11 protein-coding genes and 2 tRNA genes are annotated in these 16,934 nt (G+C 59.3%); 6 read left to right on the top strand and 7 right to left on the bottom strand.

What is annotated here, in order from left to right; all coding sequences use genetic code 11:
* The first annotated feature begins 42 nt into the window (after positions 1 to 42).
* Positions 43 to 3,624, top strand: a complete 3,582-nt coding sequence (locus M5B97_RS12425) for a transporter substrate-binding domain-containing protein (protein WP_248731607.1) — start codon at positions 43 to 45, stop codon at positions 3,622 to 3,624.
* A 73-nt stretch (positions 3,625 to 3,697) separates the two neighbouring features.
* Positions 3,698 to 4,942 carry an EAL domain-containing response regulator gene (locus M5B97_RS12430; RefSeq protein WP_134660157.1) on the top strand — a complete coding sequence of 415 codons (1,245 nt, stop codon included), beginning with the start codon at positions 3,698 to 3,700 and terminating at the stop codon, positions 4,940 to 4,942.
* On the opposite strand, the gene M5B97_RS12435 is transcribed toward M5B97_RS12430, so the two are convergent.
* Positions 4,911 to 5,573 (bottom strand): response regulator transcription factor, encoded by a 663-nt coding sequence (locus M5B97_RS12435; protein ID WP_134660156.1) that lies wholly within the window; start codon positions 5,571 to 5,573, stop codon positions 4,911 to 4,913. The genes M5B97_RS12430 and M5B97_RS12435 overlap by 32 nt on opposite strands.
* 206 nt (positions 5,574 to 5,779) lie before the next feature.
* Between M5B97_RS12435 and M5B97_RS12440 the strand changes: the two genes are divergently transcribed.
* Entirely contained in the window at positions 5,780 to 6,064 is a 285-nt protein-coding gene (locus M5B97_RS12440; protein ID WP_123715792.1) for a DUF3509 domain-containing protein, read from the top strand.
* A 170-nt stretch (positions 6,065 to 6,234) separates the two neighbouring features.
* Here the strand turns inward: M5B97_RS12440 and M5B97_RS12445 are convergent, their stop codons facing one another.
* Both M5B97_RS12445 and M5B97_RS12450 read right to left on the bottom strand, forming a co-directional pair.
* A complete protein-coding gene (locus M5B97_RS12445; protein ID WP_248731608.1) occupies positions 6,235 to 7,119 on the bottom strand; it encodes a TIGR02285 family protein in 885 nt (294 codons plus the stop codon).
* Entirely contained in the window at positions 7,119 to 8,318 is a 1,200-nt protein-coding gene (locus M5B97_RS12450; protein WP_134660153.1) for a CaiB/BaiF CoA-transferase family protein, read from the bottom strand. The genes M5B97_RS12445 and M5B97_RS12450 overlap by 1 nt, the downstream gene beginning before the upstream one ends.
* A gap of 149 nt (positions 8,319 to 8,467) precedes the next feature.
* On the opposite strand from M5B97_RS12450, the gene M5B97_RS12455 reads away from it, so the two are divergent.
* Both M5B97_RS12455 and recJ read left to right on the top strand, forming a co-directional pair.
* Positions 8,468 to 9,010: a YaeQ family protein gene (locus M5B97_RS12455; RefSeq protein WP_123715789.1), complete on the top strand. Its 543-nt coding sequence runs from the start codon at positions 8,468 to 8,470 to the stop codon at positions 9,008 to 9,010.
* A gap of 53 nt (positions 9,011 to 9,063) precedes the next feature.
* On the top strand, positions 9,064 to 10,773 hold the full coding sequence (recJ, locus tag M5B97_RS12460) for a single-stranded-DNA-specific exonuclease RecJ (protein ID WP_248731609.1): 1,710 nt from the start codon (positions 9,064 to 9,066) through the stop codon (positions 10,771 to 10,773).
* Positions 10,774 to 10,910: 137 nt separating this feature from the next.
* Here the strand turns inward: recJ and M5B97_RS12465 are convergent, their stop codons facing one another.
* From M5B97_RS12465 to M5B97_RS12480, 4 genes are all read right to left on the bottom strand, one after another.
* On the bottom strand, positions 10,911 to 12,197 hold the full coding sequence (locus M5B97_RS12465; protein ID WP_248731610.1) for an AcvB/VirJ family lysyl-phosphatidylglycerol hydrolase: 1,287 nt from the start codon (positions 12,195 to 12,197) through the stop codon (positions 10,911 to 10,913).
* Positions 12,197 to 14,839, bottom strand: a complete 2,643-nt coding sequence (gene mprF, locus M5B97_RS12470) for a bifunctional lysylphosphatidylglycerol flippase/synthetase MprF (protein ID WP_123715786.1) — start codon at positions 14,837 to 14,839, stop codon at positions 12,197 to 12,199. The genes M5B97_RS12465 and mprF overlap by 1 nt, the downstream gene beginning before the upstream one ends.
* A gap of 279 nt (positions 14,840 to 15,118) precedes the next feature.
* A tRNA-Met gene (locus M5B97_RS12475) sits at positions 15,119 to 15,195 on the bottom strand.
* A gap of 206 nt (positions 15,196 to 15,401) precedes the next feature.
* Positions 15,402 to 15,478, bottom strand: a tRNA-Met gene (locus M5B97_RS12480).
* A 278-nt stretch (positions 15,479 to 15,756) separates the two neighbouring features.
* Here M5B97_RS12480 and dinB point away from each other — a divergent pair.
* The gene (gene dinB / locus M5B97_RS12485) at positions 15,757 to 16,815 is read left to right on the top strand and encodes a DNA polymerase IV (RefSeq protein ID WP_123715785.1); all 1,059 of its coding nucleotides are present in this window, start codon (positions 15,757 to 15,759) and stop codon (positions 16,813 to 16,815) included.
* Positions 16,816 to 16,934: the final 119 nt, after the last annotated feature.

Raw genomic sequence — 16,934 nt, forward strand, 5'->3', positions numbered from 1 at the left:
CTTACGGGAGCGATCAACCTGCAAGCTGAAGGAACTCAATCGGTGCATGTTTTGATCCAATGGGTGGCAGTACGGCTTGCGTGCGTGTTGCTGCTTGGCTATCTGCCAGTGGGCATGGCTGCTGTCAGCCTGCCGTTCAAGCTGGTGCCGGCGTTTATCCCGCTGGAGCCTTTGCCCCTGGCTCCGGTGGAGCAACAGTGGCTGGCGGCCCACCGGGTATTGAAGGTGGGCATTTCCATTGATGATTACCAGCCGATTGATATCACCCGCGACCGCAATCGCTACCAAGGCATCAGTGCTGACTACCTGAGTCTGGTCGGCGCGCGCCTCGGTGTGCCGATGCAGGTGCTGGGCTTTGCCGAACGTGCCCAGGCGGTTGAAGCGCTGCGCAGCGGCGCTATCGATATTCTCACCAGCGCCAATGGTTATGAGCGCAATGTGCAAGGCTTGCAGTTTACCCGGGATTACATGCCCGACTGTTCGGTGGTGGTGTTGCGCCGCGATGATATCCAGAGCGATGACCTGGCGGGTAAGAGGGTGGTGCTGCTCGACGGATATGCCAATGTCGAGAACGTGCACGCCGCCTACCCTGACAGTCAGATTATGCTTGCGCCCAACCTCTACAGCGGCCTTGAAGCACTCAAGCAGGGCGACGCCGATGCGTTTATCGGCAATGAAGTGATTGTGCGCGCCTACAAATCGCTACGGCCATATCTGGGCCTGCAGATCAAAGAAGAAAGCCGCTTGCCACCCATCGGTTTCGCCTTCGCCACCCGTCGGGCCGACCCTTTGCTGGGGGCGATGATGGACCGTGCGCTCGAGAGCATCGACGAATCTGTGCAGCGGGAAATCCTCGCCCGTTGGACCACCGGGCTCGGCGTCGGTATAGGTGCCGAACGTATCGAGTTATCGGCTTCTGAGCGCAGGTGGGTGTTACAGCACCCGCATGTGGTGGTGGTAGCTCAGCAGTTATCGCCCTACGTGTTCAAGGACAACGACGCGCGTTGGGTAGGCTTGAACGTCGACTTGCTCAACCGTATTTCCCGCATGACCGGTTTGCAGTTTGTCTTTGAAGAGGTGAACTCCACCGCCGAAACGCTTGACTGGCTCGAAACCGGTAGGGCAGAAATGAACACTACCCTGGCCGAAAATCAGGAGCGCAGGGCACTGCTCAATTTCAGTCACGGTTTCGGTGGCTCAGGCTGGGTGTTTGTCGAACCGGTTGATGCGACGCCGTTGACCGGTTTGGCTCAGTTGGCCGGCAAGGTTCTGGCTCTGCCGGCTCGGCACGTGTTGGAGAGCTACATCCGCCAGGAGCATCCGGACATCCATCTGCGCTTGGTGAGCAATTATGTTGAGGCACGTGACCGGGTGCGACGTGGTGAGGCGGCGGCCACGTTGCAGACCGAAGCGGAAGTGCAAAGCTATCCACAGAATGATTTACGGATTGGTCGCAGTGTGGATGGCAAGTGGTCGGCCAGCAGCTTTTCGGTGCGCAAGGATCAGACTGAGCTGCTGAGTATTCTGAACAAGGCTTTGGAGGCCATGCCGGTCGCCGAGTTGAGCGCTTTGCGTCTGCGCTGGATCGGTGCGGTGGCGCTGCCCGTGCCAGCCTGGCAACGTGTACCGGCCTGGGTCTATTGGACAGTGGCGATGGCGATCCTGTTTGTACTGGTATCTCTGGTCTGGAACAGCCGGCTCAAGGGCCAGATACGCCAGCGGCTGGAGGCCGAAGCCCGTCTCAATGACCAGTTGGCGTTCAAGCGCGCCCTGTTGGATGGTATGCCCAACCCGCTGTTTGTCCGCGACCTGGCTGGGCGCCTGGTGACCTGCAACAAAAGTTATGAACAGCAGTTGGCAACCCGTCTCGAACAGATTCAAGGCCTGACACTCATGGACAGCGGGTTGATGCCCGAGGCCACTGCCGCACGCTTGCACGCCAGCCATATGGAGCAGTTGGTCACGCAACAGCCGCTATTTGTGGACCGAGAGCTGGAGTTCAACGGTGGCAGCTTTCACGTCTACCAGTGGACTGTGCCGTTCTTCGACGCCGAGGGACGCTTGTGCGGATTGCTGGGCGGTTGGATTGACATCAATGCACGTAAAGTCCTTGAACATCAGTTGATGGAGGCGCGCCGGGCCGCCGACCAAGCCAGCTACGCAAAAAGCGCGTTTCTTTCCACATTGAGCCACGAAATCCGTACGCCAATGAACGCCATTATTGGTCTGCTGGAATTGGAACAGCAGCGCTGCCAGGCCGCCGGACTGCCCGTGTCCGAAGGGTTGCAGGTTGCCCACCGTTCGGCACATGAACTGATCGAGTTGATGGGCGACAGCCTGGATCTCGCCAAGATCGAGGCCGGTCACATGCAGCTGGCGCCGCAATCGACCGAATTGAAAGGATTCTTCGAAGGCATCCAGCGGTTGTTCGAAGCTACGGCGAAAAAAAAAGGCCTTCATCTGACCCTGGCGTTTGACCCCGCGGCGCAGGGCTACTACTGGTTCGACCCGCTGCGTTTGCGCCAAGTCATGCACAACCTGTTGGGCAATGCGCTGAAATTTACAGAGCGGGGCGGGGTGCATGTCAGTGTCACCTGTCGGCACGATGAGGCTGATGCTGAATACCTGCATCTGTGCGTCGAGGACAGCGGCCCGGGTATCGACGTTGCTCAGCAGGCGAGGGTATTCAAGCCGTTTGTTCAGTCGATTGAGTTGAGCGCTGCCGGACACGGTGGCACTGGCTTGGGTTTGAGTATCTGTCAGCAGTTGGTGGAGTTGATGGGCGGTCGTATTCGCCTTGACAGTGCTATTGGCGAGGGCACAGCGGTGTGTATTGACTTGCATTTGGTTCGGGTCAGCACCGATGACGTGGCAGCCACGCCCACCGCTACCCTGCTGCAAACAGGCCACACGTTGTCGGTGTTGGTGGTCGACGACCTGGCGGCTAACCGCATGGTGCTGGTGCAGCAGTTGCAGTTTCTCGGTCATCAGGTTATCGCCGTCGATTCAGCACAAGCTGCTTTGCGCTGTTGGCGTGAGCAACGCTTTGATGTGCTGGTGACCGATTGCCAGATGCCGGGCATGTCCGGTTATGGATTGAGCAAAGCGATCCGGCGTATTGAAGCCGACGAGCAACGTCCTGCTTGTCTGCTGATAGGTTGCACCGCGAATGCGATGAAAGAAGAGCAACGACACGGCGAAGAGGCCGGGATGGATGAACTGTTGGTCAAGCCGATCACGCTGCAGCACTGGGCCCAGGTGCTCACGCGTGCGACGGCGCAGCGCTCGTTCGATATTTGCACGTTGCGCACCATGACTCAGGCGAACGGAGCGGTGCTGCACAGCATGTTGCGAGAGTTGGCAAAGAGCCTGGACCGCGAACATGAGGTCTTGGGATTGGCCTTGGCCGAGCAGGACATGGCACGTTTGAGCGCTTCGTTGCATCGTCTCAAGGGCATTTGCTCGTTGGTGGATGCCCTGCCGCTGGCCAGGGCGTGCATGGCCCTGGAAAGCTGCGCGCGTGAGTCACGTGGCCACGGGCTTGAGGCTCCTTGGTCAACGCTGTCCCAAGCTATGATGACGTTAAGTCGTGATTTGCAACCCTATCTGCAAGTTCACGATTAGGACTGGTCCTATGGGGCGCCATGCGGCTTTTGGTTACTGTGCCGGTCTTTGCCCGATACCGACAGAGTTGCCCATGCGTTCCCTTAAAGTGCTGATCCTTGAAGACAATCCTTTTCAATTGATGGCGCTGCACCAGATGCTCAACGCCAACGGTGTGTTCAATGTACTCACCGCCGAGACGGTCGAGACTGCCCGCCAATCCCTCGACAGCAAGGGACCGGTGGACATCGCGATCTGCGATCTCTATCTGGAGCAAGGTGATAGTCTTGAGTTGATCCGCGAACTGGCCGAGCGCAGTCTGGCCCAAGTGCTTATTCTGCTCAGCAACGCCGAGCCGGACGTGCTGCAAGGTGTGGCCAACATGGCGCGGCAACAAGGGCTGAACGTGATGGCGTGCTTGCCCAAACCTGCCTCAGCGAAGCTGATCGGCCAGGTGTTGACGGACTGCCAGGAGCGCTTGCGTGCGGGGCAGCCGGTGACCTCATGGGCAAGAGTGCGTCATTTGCTGGATCTGGGCGAACACGAACCGTTGCCGCCCTCGGCCGATACCAGCCAGGCCAGCATCGTTCGATCCGGCAGGGTCTGGTTCCAGCCGATCGTCAACCAGGCAGGCGAGCTGCAACGGGTGGAGGCATTGGCCCGTTGGCAGTTGGACGAGCAAGAGCTGCTGTTGCCTGACGCTTTCTTGCCGGTGCTGGAATTCGCCGGCATGGAGGAAGCCTTTACCTGGCACGTGCTGGAGCAGGCGCTGGGCCTGGCTGGTCAGGTCATGGGCCAGACCGGCCACCTGTTGCAGGTGGCGGTGAATATTCCCGGGAGGATGCTTGAGCGAGAGCACTTTCCCCAAGTTCTGCAAAGTCTGCTGCAACTGCATGGCGTGCCTGCCCATGGGCTGACGCTTGAGTTGGTGGACACCTCAAGGTTGAAAACCGACAGTGCTCACGTCACCGGCCTGCTGCGCCTGCGCATGATGGGATGCAAGTTGTCTATTGGCGATTTCGGCATGGGTGGCACAAGCCTGCAGAGCTTGCTGGAGTTACCCTTCACTGAGCTGAAAATCCCGCCCGCATTTGCCAGTGGCATGGCCGGGGATGACCGCAAGGCTGCAATAGTGGCCGGCGCCATGAGCATGGCTGCGCATTTGGGCATTGGGGTGGTGATCACCGGGGTGGAAACTGCCGCGGACTATCACGCAGCCGGCAAGCTCGGAGTGGCCTGGCTGCAAGGCTGTTTTATTGCACGACCAATGGAGGTCGAGGCACTCAAGCAGTGGATCATGTTTCAGGCTACGCCAGTCCATGTTCCTGTACATAGATAAACAGCGCAGCATCGTTACCCAGGCCAAGCTTGCGCATGGCGCTGACTTTCTGCGCGCTGACGGTCTGTTTGCTGCGATGCAACTGTGTGGCGATCTCGCCCACGGTCAACCCGGCGCCCAACAGGCGGATCACCTCCAGTTCTCGAGGTGATAGCTGTTGCTGGGAATGCAGGCAATCAGCGCCGACTTCCCCCGCGAGGCTCAGCGTCTGGCGAATGACCTGAGCCACATAGGTGCGTCGTTGTCGGGCGTGTCGGATCGCTTCGGGCAGCTCATTCGCCAGGCTGGCCTTGCTCAGCAAACCCATGACACCCAGTTCCAGGATGGCGTGAAACAAGCCTGCGTTATTAAGCATGGTCACCACCACAATCGGCAGATCGGGGTAGTGCCTGCGCAGATGTCCGATCAGGCGTAGCCCGTCTGCCTGAGGCTCGGCAGGCATCATGAAGTCGGTCACCAGCACATCACAGGCGCAGGTTTGCATTAGTTCAACCAGGGCTTGTGGCGAATTGGCTTCGGCGACGATGCGTACCTGCTCGTCCCCCTCCAGCACGGCGCGCAGGCCAATCAGGAAAATCGGGTGGTCGTCGGCAAGGATGATGCGCAGTGGCTGATCAGACGCGGTTATCAAGACAAGCTCCCATTACAATCCAGGGATTTTAGCCTGTTGATGAATGTTTTCTCTCTGTCATCTTTGCCGTGCATGCTCGACTGACTCGGGCAGATGGCGACATAAAGGTCGAACTTTCTGCTTTGAGCAAGGGTCACTTGAATGTCAGCACCTTAATGACAGTTTTGTTTTTCGAACCTTATTCGAATGATTGAGTGGTGATCGAGATGGAAAGTATCAGCCTATTGCTCGAAGAAGCATTGAGCCCCTATCAGGTTACGCTGACCACCGCGGGTGTGCAGGACGAGTGCCTGGTCACTGTGAAGAACCCTGCTGGCGCTATCGTGGTGGAGCGTGAAGTCGACCGCGCGCAATTAACGGATAAGCGCGTCCTGGTGGATGTGGTGGATTGCCTGCTGCGTGACCTGAAGATTGCCGAAGGGCGCCTGGAGCCGTCAGTGATTGCTGCCTTGCGCAACGCCGCCCAGACCCGCAATACAGCCCGCGCATGAAGATTTGTTCATCTGTGGAAACTTCCCACAGCATGATCGGTCAGATTTTTTAGCAGCAAGAGCAAACATTGTGCTCCGGTGTTTGTGGCTTGTTGTACTGGTCTTTGTAGGCCACGTTTAACCCCGAGTTGTCTCCCCACTGCTCGGGGTTTCTTTTTGCCCGAAATTTGTCAGGGCAGTGGCGAAGCCTGGAAAAAATGCGGGTTGTCTTGCAAATACTGTTCGCGCATGACCGGGTCGAGCCACAGCGCATATGCGTTCTGCACTTCGGCCTGTGGAAGACCCTCCAAGGCCTGATTGATCCGTGCAATGGCCTGACGACCTTCTACGGTGTCCGAGCACCCGATGTAGATGCGTTGGTAAGGCGCAGCGCCTTTTATCGCAAGGAACATCAGGTCGTCAGGCTCTATGCCTTGTTGCGTTGCCTGGTAGCGGATTTCCGTCCAGTAACCGAGCACAGCTTGCAACCTCCCCAGGCGTTGCATTTGCAGCAGGCTGCCCAGGGCGTCGTTCCCGTAATGCAGGACGAGTTTGTGCGAGTCGGTATGCGTGAGACGCTCGTCGACCGCAGGTCCGTAGCTGCGCTCGGCGATGGCCCCAAGGCGGGCGTTGGGGGTTTGCAGAAATGCCTGCAGGTCAAACTGCCCCTCGACGATGAACGGTGCCAGCGTTTCCTGCTGGCTGCGCCGGATCATCACTCCATTGCTGAGCACCACAAATGCCTGGGCAGAAAACGCCACGTACTTTGCCCGCTCCGCGGTCCACAGCAGCGAGGGGTCGCAGGTTAATGACGGGGTACTCAGCATTTGCATGCCCCGGGCACGATTTACATGCAGCACCTGATGGTGATATTCCGGCAAGCGCTCTTTGAGCATCGGCAGCAGGTGGTCCAGGGTCCCCTGGTCTTTTTGCGGTCCTTCGAAGATGGTCAGCGGTGGCAGGTCGCGCAGCAGCCAAGTCAGTGTGTCTTCGGCGCTGGCCGACACCGGCCACCCGACGGTTATCACGCTGGTGAGGCACAAGTGCATGAGCCAACGCAGGGTGCGGCGAGTCATCAGATCGCGCCATCCTCACGCAAACGAGTGATGGCGGCGGCGTCGTAGCCCAGTTCATTGAGCACGGTGTTGTTGTGCTCGCCCAATTGCGGCCCGACCCATTCACAACTACCCGGTGTGTCCGAGAGCTTGGGCACGATACCTGGCATCTTGAAGTCCTTGCCGTCCGGCAGTTGTGCCTTGAGGAACATTTCCCGCGCCAGAAATTGCGGGTCGCCCAGCATGTCTTCGGCACTGTAGATGCGACTGGCGGGCACCTCGGCTTTGTTCAGGGCCTCTATCACTTGAGCCAACGGCAGTGAATTGACCCAGCGATCAATCACGCCGTATAGCTCATCACGGCGGCTGTCGCGTCCATCGTTGCCGGCCAGCTCCGGATCGTTGGCCAGGTCTTCACGGCCAATGGCTGACATGAAGCGTTTGAAGATCGCATCACCATTGGCTCCGATCTGCACGTGCTTGCCATCGGCACTGGTATGGATCGAGGAGGGCGTGATGCCGGGCATGATGTTGCCGGTGCGCTCGCGGATGAACCCGAACACGTCGAACTCCGGAATCATGCTTTCCATCATCGCGAAAATGGCTTCGTACAACGCCACATCCACCACCTGTCCCAGGCCGCCGTTGACCTCTCGGTGACGCAACGCCATCAACGCGCCGATGACCGCCCACAACGCCGCAATCGAATCACCGATGGAGATCCCGGTGCGTACCGGCGGACGATCTTCGAAGCCGGTGATATAGCGCAAGCCGCCCATGGACTCGCCCACCGCGCCGAACCCTGGCTGATCCTTCATCGGCCCGGTCTGGCCGAAGCCGGAGAGTCGCACCATCACCAGTTTGGGGTTCAGGGCATGCAGGGTTTCCCAGTTCAGGCCAAGTTTTTCCAAGACACCGGGACGGAAATTTTCGATCAGGATGTCGGCGTCCGCCAACAGTTGCTTGAGGATCGCCAGACCGTCCGGATGCTTGAGGTTCAGTGTCAGTGACTTCTTGTTGCGCGCTTGCACAAACCACCACAGCGATGTGCCTTCATACAACTTGCGCCATTTGCGCAGTGGATCGCCGCCATCCGGCGATTCGACCTTGATCACCTCTGCACCAAATTCGGCGCAGATGCGCGAGGCAAACGGGCCGGCGATCAGGGTGCCCAATTCGATGACTTTCAAGCCGGTAAGGGGTTTGGCATTAAACGACATGGGGTTCCTTGTCTGCTCAGGACGGTGGTTTGATGCCTTTTAACATAGGCGAGCGGCCCAGGGATAAGGATGATGCAGCGCAGTATTCGTTGAATGGCCGCTGCATCGGTTAGACTGGCAACCTTTCCCTGTCTATTAGAAGCCCGTTCATGGCCCAGCCGTCCACGACCTACAAATTCGAACTCAACCTCACTGACCTTGACCGATCGGTGTACGAGAGCGTCAAACAGACCATTGCCCGTCACCCTTCGGAAACCGAAGAGCGCATGACTGTGCGCCTGCTGGCCTACGCCCTCTGGTACAACGAGCAGTTGACGTTTGGCCGTGGTCTGTCAGATGTAGACGAACCGGCCCTGTGGGAAAAAAGCCTGGATGACCGTGTACTGCACTGGATTGAAGTCGGCCAACCTGACGCCGATCGCCTGACCTGGTGTTCACGCCGTACCGAGCGCACCAGCCTGCTGGCCTATGGCAGCTTGCGTGTGTGGGAAGGCAAAGTTGTGCCGGTCGCCAACAACCTGAAGAACGTCCACATCGCCGCCGTGCCGCAAGATGTCCTCGAGACCCTGGCCAAGGACATGCCCCGCGTTATCAAGTGGGACGTGATGATCAGTGAAGGCACGATGTTCGTCACCGACGACCGTGGGCAGCACGAAGTGCAATTGCAATGGCTGGCCGGCGAGCGCGGTTGAAAACAAGCTTCAAGCCAGTTCCTCACTTACCCAAAGAGATTTCCCAAGCGTCCATGCGTATCGATCCTCGCCCGTTGCCCGCTGTTCTGCCGTTTCTTGGTGAATTACCACCGCTGTTGACCCGTCTATACGCCGCACGCGGGGTGCGGTCGGAAGCCGAGCTGGACAAGAGCCTGGCGCGGTTGATTCCCTACCAGCAGCTCAAGGGCATCGACGCGGCGGTAGACCTGCTGGTGACGGCATTGGAGCAGCGCCAGCGCATCCTGATCGTCGGTGACTTCGACGCCGATGGCGCCACGGCCAGTACCGTGGGCACTCTGGGCCTGCGTCTGCTGGGGGCGGCCCATGTGGATTACCTGGTGCCTAACCGGTTCGAGTACGGGTATGGTCTGACCCCGGAAATTGTCCAGGTGGCGTTGCAACGCCAACCGCAGCTGTTGATTACCGTGGACAACGGAATTTCCAGCGTCGAAGGTGTGGCGGCAGCAAAGGCGGCGGGGTTGAAGGTATTGGTCACTGACCACCACCTGCCCGGGGATGAGTTGCCGGCGGCGGACGCCATCGTCAACCCGAACCAGCCGGGCTGCGAGTTTCCCAGCAAGGCGCTGGCCGGCGTTGGTGTGATCTTTTACGTGTTGATGGCCCTGCGCGCCCGTTTGCGCAGCCTGGGCTGGTACGACAACAAGCCGCAGCCGAATATCGGTGAGTTGCTCGACCTGGTGGCCCTGGGCAGCGTCGCCGATGTGGTGCCGTTGGATGCCAATAACCGCATCCTGGTCCATCAGGGGCTGGAGCGCATCCGCGCCGGTCGCGCCCGGCCGGGGATCAAGGCGATCCTCGAAGTTGCCAAGCGTGATCACGCCCGGATCACCTCCACCGACCTCGGCTTCATCCTTGGGCCACGACTCAATGCTGCCGGGCGCCTGGACGACATGAGCCTGGGCATTGAATGCCTGCTCACAACTGACGTTGCGGCGGCCCGGGAAATGGCCGCGCAACTCGATGGCATGAACCAGGATCGCAAATCCATCGAACAGGGCATGCAGCGCGAGGCCCTGGCTCAGCTAAAAGACCTGCCGGTAGAGTCGATGCCCTACGGTTTGTGCCTGTTCGACCCGGAATGGCACCAGGGTGTCATCGGTATTCTGGCGTCACGCATGAAAGAGCGGTATTTCCGCCCGACCATCGCATTTGCCGATGCGGGCGATGGCCTGCTCAAGGGCTCCGGGCGCTCCGTACAGGGTTTTCATATCCGTGATGCACTGGCCGTCGTAGCGAGCCAGCACCCCAACCTGATCACCAAGTACGGCGGCCATGCGATGGCGGCTGGCCTGACGTTGCCCGAGGCGAATTTCCCACTGTTTGCCGAAGCTTTCGATGCTGAAGTCCGTCGGCAACTGCGTGAAGAAGACCTCACGGGGCGCCTGCTGTCTGATGGCACTCTGGCGGTGGAAGAGTTTCATCTGGAGCTGGCGCGGGCGCTGCGACACGCCGGGCCCTGGGGGCAGCATTTCCCCGAGCCGTTGTTTCACGGCGTGTTTCAGTTGGTGGAACAACGCGTTGTCGGGGAGCGGCACCTGAAGGTGGTGCTCAAGAGCGAATGCGGTTCGGTGAAGCTTGATGGCATTGCGTTTGGTGTAGATCGTGAAGTCTGGCCCAACCCGACAGTGCGTTGGGTAGAGCTGGCCTACAAGCTGGACGTGAACGAATTCCGAGGCAATGAAACGGTGCAACTGATGATTGCACACATAGAACCTCGCTAGATCTGGGCAACACCCCAAAACAAATGTGGGAGGGGGCTTGCTCCCGATCGCGGTAGGTCAGTCAAAGGTGATGTGACTGACCTGTCGCAATCGGGAGCAAGCCCCCTCCCACAGTTTGTTTGGCGTATCGCCTGGAATTACTCGGCTTTGTCCTTGGCCTGGTGCTTCACGATGATATCCACCAGACGCTTGGCCAGCGCCGGGTAGTTCTCATCGAAGTGATGCCCGCCTGGCAGTTTCACGGCTTCGCCCACGGTAGTCTTGTCGGTGCAGCCGCTTTCGTCGACTTCTTCGGCACCGTAGATGCACACAACTTTGTCAGCCGGCAGCTTGGCCATTTCCGGGCCGGTGGCAGCTTCCTTACCCGCGTTGCCCAACCAGCCTTCCACTTCGATTTCAAAGCTGCCGGTACGCGCGAACGCCAACAGGATGATCGCGTCAACGCGTTGCTGTTCGTTTTCCGGCATGCGGTTGTAGATGGCAGGCAGCACGTCGGCACCGAACGAGTAACCGGTCAGTACGAAGCGCTTGGTGCCCCACTTCTGCCGGTAGTGTTGCATCAGCTCGGTGAGGTCCTTGGCGCTTTGCTCAGGGGTCTTGTGCTGCCAGTAGTAGCGCAGGGTGTCGATGCCGACCACCGGGTAGCCGATCTTGGCCATTTCACCGGCCACGTCGCGGTCAAGGTCGCGCCAGCCGCCATCACCGGAGAGAAACAGGGTGACGGTGTCCTTGGCTTGGCCGGCCGGTACTTCCACCACCGGAATCGCCAGGCCGCCGTTGTCCGAACCGACCAGTTGCTTGCGCAGTTCGTTGTTCAGCACTTGTGGGTAGTGAATGTCGTAGTCGCTGATGCTGGTGGTTGCGCGCGGCGTATCACGTACGAAACTGGCACTCTCGTCGTCAGGGTTATCGTTCCAGGCCACCAGCCAGTTGCCATGGGCGGCGGTTTTCGGCAACGGGTCCTTGCAGCCTTCCTGCACTAAAGCGAAACCGACGGAGATGGCGTTGGCCTTGTCGTCGTTCTGTGTGGCGAGCCAGCGCCACGCGAGCGCAGCCCCCGGGCCGATCCCGCTGACCAGGGTCGCCGGGCCTTTAAGCTGGCCCAGAGCGCTTTGCAACGCTTGTTCCTGCAACGTGCAGTCACCCTTTGGCAGGATGACTTGAACGATTTGTGCCTTGCCGCCCTGGCTCAGGGCAATCAGCTGGCTGTCGGTCAGGACTTCGTCGGCCGGCACGGCCACCGCCACGCGGGCTTTCGGCGTGCCGTTCGGGGTTACGCGGGTCATCACCGAGCCATCGGCCTGGGGCAATTGCTCCAGGGTCGGCTGTGGGGCAGGGCGGTTCCAGTACCAATAGCCACCGCCTGCAATCAGGACGAGCAGCACTACGATGGCCAATACATACCGCCAGGAGCGTCGAATCATCAGCGTTTCACCAATCCAGTCAAGCCGCCCGCAATCAGGGCGGCGGTATCGGCCAGTGCCACCAGCGGATCAAGTCCTGCGGGCACGGCCATGTAACGGGGTTCCCAGTCGGGCTGGAACTTGTCTTTGAAGCGGCGCAAACCTTGGAAGTTATACAGTTGCTCGCCACGACGGAACACCATCGAGCCCAAACGTTGGGTCAACGGGGCACCGCGACGTGGTTGCAAGCCTGACAACGGCACCATGCCGAGACTGAAGCGGGCGTAGTCATGGTTCTTATAGTGTTGAATCAGGCCAACCATCATGAACTCCATGGTCAGCTTGGGGGCGTCGGGGTGAGCGCGCATCAGGTCGAGGCTGGCCAGGTCGTGGTTGTAAGTCTCGAGCAGGTTGGCGAAGGCCACCGGGCGCCCTTCGAAGCGAACGATCGCAATTCTGAAGTGCTTGAGGTAGTCGTCGCTGAAGCGTCCCAGGGAGAAACCCTTTTCCCGTACGTTCTTGCCGGTCAGCCACGCATCGGAGATGACTTTGAGTTCAGCCATCGGTGCCTGGCCCTGCTCGAAGATCTCCAGTGACAAGCCGTCCCGGGTGCCGCGGTTCCAGGTGTAGCGCAGGTCCTTCATCTCTTTGCCCTTGGCTTCCAGGTCAAAGCGTTTGAGGTCGACGCGGGCCTCTTCGCCCAGTTTGATCGCGGTGAGGCCGATATCCATGTAATACGGCAGGTTCTCGGCGCGTACCTGGTAGAACACCGGGCGGGCATGATGGATATCGCACAGGTCACGGAACTGCCAGATCATTTCGGCGCGCGGCTGGGTCGGGCCGATCGGGTCATACAAGGCCACCAGGCTGCGCCCACGACGGGCATACATCAGGAAGGCTTCGTCGTTGGGGTGGAACAGCAAGGCCTTGTCGCCGGTCAGTGCCAGGCCGCCGTCGGGCTGGGAGGAGGCCATCAGGATCTTGGTGGCACGCTCCAGTTCATCCGGTGTCGGCAAGTGGATGATCGGGCGTGCAGTACGCAGCAACCAGGTCAGCGACACGATCACCAGCAGCACTGCCGCGCCCAGCAGCGAGCGCAGGCCACGGGGGGCGTTGGCGTCTAGGGTGAATTGCCACCATAACTGGTGGCTGTACGGTACGTCTTGATAGGCAAACAGCAGCAGCCAGATCGAAGCGCCCAGTACGCACACGCTGGCCACCAGGTACAGCGGCGAGAACGGCAGTTCAGTCAGGCGGCTGGCGCGGTAGAACGAGCGACGGAAGATCGCCAGCAGCACCGCGGTCATGATCATCAGGCTGGCTTCTTCCCAGTCGAAGCCCTTGAGCAGTGAGAGCAGGGCGCCGGTCAGCAGCAGCACCATGGTCAGCATCCAGGCGGCGGACAAGCGCCGACGCAGGCCCTGGGCAAGCAACAGGCACAGTACGCCGATCAGGCTGGCACCAAAGTGCGACGCGTCAATCAGGCGGTGGGGAATCAGGAAGCCGATGTTTTCCAGGCGTGAGTCGATTTCCGGTGTTGCGCCGGAAAACAGCAGGACCACGCCTGACAAAAAAACCAGTACGGCCAATACCGGCGCCGCCAGACCTGATGCAACCCGCAGGCTCTGCTGGGTCTGGAACAGGCGCTGGGCTTCGTTGACCAGCAGGAAGATGCACGCGATCAACAGCGGCAGTACCACGTAGATCAACCGGTACAAGAGCAAGGCTGCAGCCAGCGGTGCTGCGCCAAGTTTGTCGGCGAATGCGGCCAGCAGGATCGCTTCGAAGACGCCGACCCCGCCCGGTACATGGCTGAGCACGCCTGCGGCCAGGGCCAGCAGGTACACCAGCAGGAACGGGCCAAACGGCGGCGCTTCGGGCAACAGCATATAAAGGACGGTAGCGGCGGCGGCGACGTCCAGTGCGGTAATGATCAGTTGCAGGAAAGTCAGGCGCCGGCCCGGCAGGCGCAAGGTGCGTCGCCCGGCCTTGACCAGCAGGTTATCCGGATAAGGCTGTTCCGGCAGGCGGCGGCGGTAAATACCGATGCACAGCACCGCCGACAGTACCAGCACCGCGGCGGCAATGCCGCCCAGCAAGCCTTGCGGCAAATGCAGGTAGGTGGACGCCGCTGGCAGGTTGCTCAGCGTGGCCAATGCGGCCAGCGGCGGCAGGGCGGTGCCCAGGGCCAGGCTGGCGAACACAGTCATATGGGCGACTTCACCGGCCCCGATGCCATGGCGAGCATATAAACGGTAGCGCACCGATCCGCCCGAGAGCATCGACAGGCCAATGGCATTGCCGATGGCAAAGGCGGTAAAGCCGCCCATGGCCAGGGTCTTGGCGGGCAGTTTCACGCCGGCATAGCGGGCGCCGGAAAACTCATAGCCCAGCAAAATGATGAAGCCGGCGACCGCGGCGGCAAATGCACCCAGCAGGGCCGGCTTGGGCACTTCCAGGATCGAGTCGTGGAGGGCGTACAGATCCAGTTCCAGCAACAGGTGCCGACAGGCGATCAGGGCGATTGCGAACAGCAACAGGGTGACGGCCAGCCCGATGGGCTGACGGTACTTGCTCAACAGATCCATCCAACGCAAACGGGTGGGTGTAATCGGTTGTTCTGCTGTGACGGTGTCTTGTGGTTCAGACGAGTTGGCGCGCATCAATCACCTCGTGGATTGTGCGCGACAGGATGGGGGTATCCAGCCAAGTTACCAATCCCTATGGACAAAATAATTACAAATATTAACGCTTATCGCCGGGTGCGGCGACTGCGGCCATTGGTCGTAGAGGGTCGTGCTTGAGTACTGAGCATAGCTTGCAATGACATGGACTCTGCAAACCGTGTACGGTTTCATGAAAGATGCCATGCCATTGTTTCAGAAGAACTTTTTCATAGGATACAAAAAAGGCCACTCTTTCGAGTGGCCTTTCTTGATGTTTGGTTGCGGGAGCCGGATTTGAACCGACGACCTTCGGGTTATGAGCCCGACGAGCTACCAGACTGCTCCATCCCGCGTCTGTGGGCGGCATTCTACAGCCCAGCGCCGAGGTGTCAACCGTTAATGGGCTAATGGGTCAAATAAGTGTGAATTAGCCGCCGGGTGCCTGACCCTGTTCGTAAGTACGTGAGTGCGAAGGCTTTTTTGTCTTACAATTTTTATACAGGGCAAAAACGGACACGCACAAAAAAGGCCACTCTTTCGAGTAGCCTTTTTTGATGTTTGGTTGCGGGAGCCGGATTTGAACCGACGACCTTCGGGTTATGAGCCCGACGAGCTACCAGACTGCTCCATCCCGCGTCTGTGTGGCGGCATTCTACAGAGGAATGCCCGTGTGTCAACCGTCGTATTGAAAAAAAGCGCTTGTGCTTCAATTGGTTAGCTCTGAAAGCTACGCTCGGAAAGGGCGCGGGGCCAGTCTGGCCGAGGCTTTCAGCTCTATTGGCATGCTGAATTCGATTGAAAAAATAAATTCATCTTGGAGATTTCCTACCGCTCGGGCGGAAGATTCACACTACTGGTGCTATATACAGTGGCGAATGCGATACTGACCGCCCGTTGGATCACACCCCGTTTATATGACGCAGCGCAAAATCATCCACATCGACTGTGATTGCTTCTACGCCGCGATTGAGATGCGCGACGACCCGAACCTGGCGCAAAAGCCCTTGGCCGTGGGTGGCTCTGCGGATCGCCGGGGCGTGATCGCTACTTGCAACTACGAAGCCCGGGCGTATGGGGTGCGGTCCGCGATGTCTTCACGCCACGCCCTTAAGCTGTGTCCGGACCTGACCATCGTCAAGCCGCGTATGGATGCCTATAAAGAAGCGTCGAAGGAAATCCAGGCGATCTTTCGTGACTACACCGATCTGATCGAGCCCCTGTCGCTGGATGAAGCCTACCTGGATGTCTCCGACAGCCCGCACTTCGGCGGCAGCGCCACGCGTATTGCCCAGGATATTCGTCGACGTGTCTCCAACCAATTGCACATCACCGTGTCCGCGGGCGTAGCGCCGAACAAGTTTCTGGCCAAGATCGCCAGCGATTGGAAGAAACCCAACGGCCTGTTTGTGATTACCCCGGACCAGGTCGAAGACTTTGTCTCCCAGTTGCAGGTCAGCAAATTGCACGGTGTGGGCAAGGTCACGGCCGATAAGTTGGCGCGCCTGGGTATTGAAGACTGCCTGCAACTACGTGAGTGGAGCAAGCTGGCGTTGGTGCGCGAATTCGGCAGTTTTGGTGAGCGGCTTTGGAGCCTTGCGCGTGGGATCGATGAGCGCGTGGTGCAGAACGACAGCCGACGGCAATCCATCAGTGTGGAAAATACCTACGATGTGGACTTGCCCGATCTCTCAAGTTGTTTGGCAAAACTACCTGAACTGATGGAAACCCTGGCCGGACGCATGGCGCGCATCGACAGCAGCTACCGTGCGGGCAAACCGTTTGTGAAAGTGAAGTTTCATGACTTTACCCAGACGACGCTGGAGCAGGCCGGGGCGGGGAGGGATCTGGAGAGTTATCAACAGTTGCTGACCCAGGCGTTCAATCGCGGCGGCAAACCGGTGCGGTTGCTGGGGATTGGTGTGCGGTTGCTGGATTTGAGCAACGGCAACGAACAGCTTGAGTTTTCCTGGTAGAAACCGCGCGTTAAAGGTGGGGACTTGCTCGCGAGGGCGGTGTATCAGGGATAAATGTATCGACTGACACTCCGCCTTCGCGAGCAAGCCCGCTCCCCTATTTGGATCTTTAAAGGTCT

Origin of the sequence: Pseudomonas sp. MWU13-2517 (assembly GCF_023242545.1) — a bacterium.
In the GTDB taxonomy this organism is placed as follows: Bacteria; Pseudomonadota; Gammaproteobacteria; order Pseudomonadales; family Pseudomonadaceae; genus Aquipseudomonas.